The organism is Kitasatospora sp. MY 5-36, assembly GCF_001182915.1.
Lineage (GTDB): Bacteria > Actinomycetota > Actinomycetes > Streptomycetales > Streptomycetaceae > Kitasatospora.
Map to the genome: position 1 here is coordinate 1 of NZ_LFVW01000701.1, position 5,477 is coordinate 5,477.

The 5,477-nt window shown below is 73.5% G+C and carries 8 protein-coding genes; 4 read left to right on the plus strand and 4 right to left on the minus strand.

Features of this window, described 5'->3' with window-relative positions:
- Window positions 1-39: 39 nt before the first annotated feature.
- Entirely contained in the window at window positions 40-519 is a 480-nt protein-coding gene (locus AE652_RS33965) for a macro domain-containing protein (RefSeq protein WP_049658671.1), read from the plus strand.
- 70 nt (window positions 520-589) lie between these two features.
- Here AE652_RS33965 and AE652_RS33970 read toward each other — a convergent pair whose 3' ends face one another.
- Window positions 590-1,162, minus strand: a complete 573-nt coding sequence (locus tag AE652_RS33970) for a GNAT family N-acetyltransferase (RefSeq protein WP_107086613.1) — start codon at window positions 1,160-1,162, stop codon at window positions 590-592.
- Window positions 1,163-1,342: 180 nt separating this feature from the next.
- Between AE652_RS33970 and AE652_RS33975 the strand changes: the two genes are divergently transcribed.
- The gene (locus tag AE652_RS33975) at window positions 1,343-2,161 is read left to right on the plus strand and encodes a TetR/AcrR family transcriptional regulator (RefSeq protein WP_234348640.1); all 819 of its coding nucleotides are present in this window, start codon (window positions 1,343-1,345) and stop codon (window positions 2,159-2,161) included.
- Between the two features lie 61 nt (window positions 2,162-2,222).
- On the opposite strand, the gene AE652_RS33980 is transcribed toward AE652_RS33975, so the two are convergent.
- Window positions 2,223-3,503 (minus strand): GNAT family N-acetyltransferase, encoded by a 1,281-nt coding sequence (locus tag AE652_RS33980; RefSeq protein ID WP_049658674.1) that lies wholly within the window; start codon window positions 3,501-3,503, stop codon window positions 2,223-2,225.
- Between the two features lie 40 nt (window positions 3,504-3,543).
- Entirely contained in the window at window positions 3,544-4,065 is a 522-nt protein-coding gene (locus AE652_RS33985) for a GNAT family N-acetyltransferase (protein WP_049658676.1), read from the minus strand.
- 124 nt (window positions 4,066-4,189) lie between these two features.
- Between AE652_RS33985 and AE652_RS33990 the strand changes: the two genes are divergently transcribed.
- Both AE652_RS33990 and AE652_RS33995 read left to right on the plus strand, forming a co-directional pair.
- On the plus strand, window positions 4,190-4,513 hold the full coding sequence (locus AE652_RS33990) for a hypothetical protein (RefSeq protein ID WP_049658680.1): 324 nt from the start codon (window positions 4,190-4,192) through the stop codon (window positions 4,511-4,513).
- A gap of 122 nt (window positions 4,514-4,635) precedes the next feature.
- Window positions 4,636-5,064, plus strand: a complete 429-nt coding sequence (locus AE652_RS33995; RefSeq protein WP_049658682.1) for a type II toxin-antitoxin system VapC family toxin — start codon at window positions 4,636-4,638, stop codon at window positions 5,062-5,064.
- On the opposite strand, the gene AE652_RS34000 is transcribed toward AE652_RS33995, so the two are convergent.
- The coding region (locus tag AE652_RS34000; protein ID WP_049658685.1) for a C40 family peptidase at window positions 5,049-5,477 on the minus strand (429 nt) is incomplete at its 5' end. The two genes, AE652_RS33995 and AE652_RS34000, sit on opposite strands and share 16 nt — an antisense overlap.

The following is a 5,477-nucleotide window of genomic DNA, read 5'->3' on the forward strand; positions in this document are numbered from 1 at the left end:
TCCGAGCGGATTGTCAGTGCCTCCCTCTAACGTCGAGGCATGGAGGAAATCACCTACGTCCGAGGCGATGCCACCACGCCGCACGGCAAGGGCGTGAAGGTGATCGCGCACGTCTGCAACGACCTCGGCGGCTGGGGCAAGGGCTTCGTGCTCGCGCTCTCCAGACGCTGGCCCGAGCCGGAGGCGGCGTACCGGCGCTGGCACCGGGAGCGGGCGACGAACGACTTCGGGCTCGGCGCCGTCCAGCTGGTGCGGGTCGATCCGCACGTCTGGGTGGCCAACCTGGTCGGCCAGCGCGGCATCCGGACGGGGCGCTCCACCGGGGTGCCCGTGCGGTACGAGGCGATCGACACCGGGCTGGACGCGCTGGGCGGGCACGCGCTCCGGCTCGGCGCCTCCGTCCACATGCCGCGGATCGGCTGCGGTCTGGCGGGCGGGCGCTGGGAGCGGGTCGAGCCGCTGGTCACCGCCCGGCTGACGGACCGGGGCGTCCCGGTGACGGTCTACGACTTCGACTGACCGGGCCGCTCCGGCGCCGCTTCCACGTCCACCGATCCGTTCCTACTGATCCGTTCCCATCGGTCCGTTCCTACCGGTCCGCCGGCTCCGGCCGGTCGGCCCCGGTCGCCACGCGCTCGGCCGGCCAGGCGTACACGTACTCGGGCAGCAGGAATCCGCCGGGGAACTCCCCCTCCTGCGCCCGGACCCGCTCGGCGCCCTCGCGCTCGTAGAAGGCGATCGCGCGGGTGTTGTCCCGCAGCACCTCCAGGGAGAGTGCGGCCCCGGGGTGCCGCTCGGCGACATGGGCGCGGCCCGCGGTCAGCAGCTCGCGGCCGATGCCGCCCCCGTTCAGGCCGGGGCGCACGTGCAGGTTGTCGATCAGCACCCCGCCGTCCGGCTGCGGGACGAGGTAGATGAACCCGACCACCGCACCGGCCCGTTCGGCGATCAGGAGCTCGGGCGTGTTCTCCGGCTCCCCGTAGTCGGCGTCCAGGCGCAGTTCCCACAGCTCGCGCCGCTGGGCCGCCATCCCGTCGCCCAGCCCCTCCGCCGGGACGATCCCCCGGTAGGTGGTGCGCCAGCTGTGGGCGTGCAGCTCGGCGACGGCCTCGGCGTCCCGCACTCCGCCGCGCCGAATGACGATCTGTCCTGAACTGATCATGTGACCAGCCTCCCACAGAGATGGAGTTGAACATGTTCAACCGAAGCGTCTACAGTTCCACTCAGCTTTTGAACGCGTTCGAAATTCGAGGGGTCATCGTGGTACCGGGTGCGGAGGGGGCATCCGGTGCCACGAACACCGACACCGGATGGAACGTCGTCTCCGGCTAGGCTCGTCCTCGTGGACGACCTGGCAGCGACGAACCGAACGGACGGCGGGAACGGCACGGCCGGGGCTCCGGCCGTGCCCGGACCGGAGGGCGGCCCCGCACCGGAGGGCGGGCCCCTGCCCGGCGGCCGGGCCCAGCCGAAGACCGACAAGAGTGAGGCGACCCGTGCCCTGATCCTGGAGACGGCCATGCGGCTGTTCCAGGAACGGGGCTACGAGAAGACCACCATGCGCGCCATCGCCACCGAGGCCGGCGTCTCGGTGGGCAACGCCTACTACTACTTCTCGGCGAAGGAATTCCTGATCCAGGGGTTCTACGACCGGATGACCTACGAGCACGCGGCCGACGCCAGGCGCCGGATGGCCCACACCCGGGACTTCTCCGAGCGGCTGCGGATCGCGCTGGACTCCTGGCTCGACACGGCCGCGCCGTACCACGAGTTCTCCGCGCAGTTCTTCCGCACCGCCGCCGACCCGACCAGCTCGCTGAGCCCGTTCTCCAACGAGTCCCACCCGGCCCGGGCGACGGCGGTCGAGCTGTTCCGCGACGTCCTCCAGGGCTCGGAGCTGGCGCCCAAGCTGGACGCCGAGCTGGTCGAGCTGCTGCCGGACGTGCTCTGGCTCTACCTGATGATCGTGGTGCTGTACTGGGTCTTCGACCGCACCCCGGACACCGAGCGGACCAGGGAGTTCGTCCGGCGCTCGACGCCGCTCGCGGCGCGGATGATCAACCTGTCCCGCTACCGGGTCTTCCGGCCGATCGTCCGCGACGCCAAGGGCCTGATCCAGGACTTCATCCTGCCCACCATCGGCAAGGCGGCGGTCAAGTAGCGCCCGCGACAACGCCGGAGGCCGGCCCGCGAACGGGTCGGCCTCCGGCACGCGCACGGGATCAGAACTCGGTCGGCGTCCAGGCCCGCAGCGGGGTGCGCAGCAGCAGGTCGGCGGCGGCGGCCGCGCCCGGGCGCAGTTCGGTGAGCAGGGCGGCCGCGGCCAGCCTCGACGCCGTCTCCGCGCCCAGGTAGAGCGAGCCCAACTCCGAGGCGCCGAGCGCGAGGTCGGCGTCGTCCGTGGTTCGGACGCAGCGGCCGGTGCCGTCCTCGGCCGTCTCCAGCGCCCAACGGCCGGAGGCGTAGCCGAGCCTGTCGTCGACCTCCAGCACCACCCGGCCGGGGGCGCCGTAGCTCCGGGCGCCGAACGCGGCCTCGACGTCCAGCACCCGCAGCCACACGAGGTCCCCGTTGTCCTCGTGCGGGGTGGCCGCGCGCGGGTCCTGGAGCAGCAGCGGCAGCGGGTCGTCCGGGGCGAGCTTGGGCACCTCGACCCGGGACACCCAGTCGACCGACAGCACCAGGCGCCACAGCTCGACGGCGGTGGGCAGGTCGAGGGCGATGAACTCGCTCACGGTGAGCTTGCAGTCGGGGTAGGCGCCGTCCCACTTGTTGGCGATCCGGTAGAGCACCAGGCCGGTGACCTCCCCGGCGGCGTCCCGGTGGACGGCGGCGAAGGGCTCCTTGAACTCGTCGCCCGGCGCCCGCACCTCGCCGGAGGTGCGCTCCCACCAGAGCGTGTCGCGCTCGATCGCCCCCGGCTGGGTGCGCCGCCAGCGCTCGTGCAGGTCTGCTCCCAGCTCGCGCAGCTCCGCCATGGTCACGAAGTCGGTCCGGCCGCCGGGGACGCCCGGCAGGCCCTCGCGCAGACCGCGGGTGCGGCGCAGCTCGATGTTCCAGCCGGCGCCCTGGGTGGCCGGGCCGAAGCCGAAGCGGCCGTAGATGTTGTACTCGGCGGCGGCCAGGATCGCGACCGCGCTGCCGCGCTCGGCGGCGGCCGCGAGGTCCCGCCGCATCATCGCGCTGAGCAGGCCGCGGCGGCGGTGGGTGGCGGTGACCGCGACGTTGGTGATGGCGTCGGCCGGCACGACGGCCCCGCCCGGGACGGTCAGTTCGGTGTCGAAACTGCGGAAGGTGGCGATCTGGCGCTCGCCGTCGAAGCCGGCCAGCATCCGGCCGGGCTCCCAGTAACGGCGGCGCAGGTCCTCCGCGACGGCCACCTCGGGGCGCAGGAAGCCGAAGTTGAGCGCCCGGTTCCACTCCGCGACCTCGTCCACCGAGACGGCCCGTACCTGGAGCCCGCTCACGGTGTCGACGGCCGCGTGATCGTTGCTGTTGCCCATGGGGCCACCGTACGGCGGCCTTTCGGGGGCGGCATCCGATTTATTCCGTGCGCGACCCGGTGTGCTCGCCCGGCACCACCACCCAGTGGTTGGTCCGCAGGACGCGGTCCGCGAAGTCCAGGTCCCGCTCGCCGAGCAGCCGGAAGCCGAGCGCCCGGCAGATCCCGTTGGACGGCCCGTTGGCCGTCCCCGGGTTGGCGTGCACCTCGCCCCAGCGGCCGTCCTCGGCGGCGGCGTCCAGCACCAGGCGGACGGCCGCCTTGGCGAGGCCGCGGCCCTGGTACTCGGGCAGCACCATCCAGCCGATCTCGGAGACCGGCACGCCGTCCTCCTCGTCCGACCAGAGCGTGACGACGCCCGCGGCCTCGTCTCCACCGGCGGCGTCCGGCACGATCATCCTGATCCAGGCGCCGTCCGCGGCCACCTCGGCCAGGTCCTTGCGCAGCCGCGCCTCCACCTTCTCCCGGGGCAGCGGCCCGCCCAGCTCGGCCATCATCACCGGGTCGCACCGCATCCGGACGTACGCCTCGACGTCCCCCGCCCGAACATCCCGCAGCCGCATGACGCCTCCTCAGTGCCGGTCCGGCGGCCACGCTAGCGCGACCCGCCGACAGTGGCGTCCCGGCGGCCCGACCTGGCATCCTCGTGCCGGTTCAGGCACAAACGATCCGATTTCGGGGGGAACCATGGAGGACCAGTACGTCCGCCGGCTGAAGGACTACGAGAGCTGGTCGCTGGCGGTGAAGCTGGTCGGCGGGCTGACCGTGGCCGGCTGGCTCTGGGCGCTGTGGCTGGTCTTCCTCCCGGCCGCGGGGATCTGCGGCACACCGGCCTTCTACGAGCCGACCGGCTTCCACATGGCGGAGGCCTGCGACTCCGAGATGATCGGGCGGATCGGCGGCGCGCTCGCCGTGTTCCTCGTGTCGCTCCCGTTCGCCGCCGCCTGGGGCTGGACCGTCGTGCGGCTGCGCGACAGCCGCCAGGCCCTGGCCGACCTGGCCGACCGGTAGCCCGCCGGAGCGGCGGCCTTCGTGACAGTCTTCACGGCGGTCCTCGTGGCGTCCACCACGGGCGGCGCCCGCCGGAGTTGACTGGTCGGCGATCCCCGCGCCCCGAGGAGGCCGCCACCGCCATGGCCACGTACGTGATCACTCCGGAGGTGGCCCTCCACCTGGTCCGGGACGGGGCCGCGGCCCCCGCCGGGCACCAGCTGCCGGCCCCGACCCTGCTGCGCTCGCAGCTGCTGTCGCTCCTCTACGGGGCCGTCCGGCGCGGCGAGTTGGCCGAGCGGGACGCCGAACGCGCGCTCGACGCGGTGCGGGCGCTGCGGATCCGGCTGCTCGGCGACCGCGTCCTGCAGGCCACCGCCTGGCGGATCGCCGAGCGGCTCGGCCTGCCGGACACCCCGGACGCCGAGTACCTCGCGCTGACCCGGCTCCAGGCGGACGCCCTGGTCACGCTCGACCCCTCCCTCGCGGCCGCCGCCGAGGGGGTGGTGCCGACCGCCCCCGTCGAGGTGCTGACCGCGGCTCGCCGGCCCGGGGGTCAGGGGCGGGCGTAGAAGTTCGGGGTGCCCATGATCCAGAGGCTGGCCTGCTTGACCGGCATGCCGGCCCGCGGGGCCTCGATCATCTGGTCGTCGCCGATGTAGAGCCCGACGTGGTAGATGTCGGCGGCGCGGCCGGTGTCGGTCCAGAAGACCAGGTCGCCCGGGCGCAGCTGGCGGTAGCCGATCGGGGTGCTCTGGGCGTACTGGTCGGCGGCGAAGTGGTTGAGCTGCCGGCCGCCCTCGCGCCAGGCCATCATCGTCAGCCCGGAGCAGTCGTAGCCGCCCGGGCCCTCGCCGCCCCAGACGTAGGGCAGGCCGATCTTGGACTTGGCGAAGGCGATGGCGGCGGCCGCGCCCTCGGCGGACCACGGACGGGCGGGGGGCGGGGCCTGGGCCCTGGCAGCGGCGGCCGCTGCCGCCTCTGC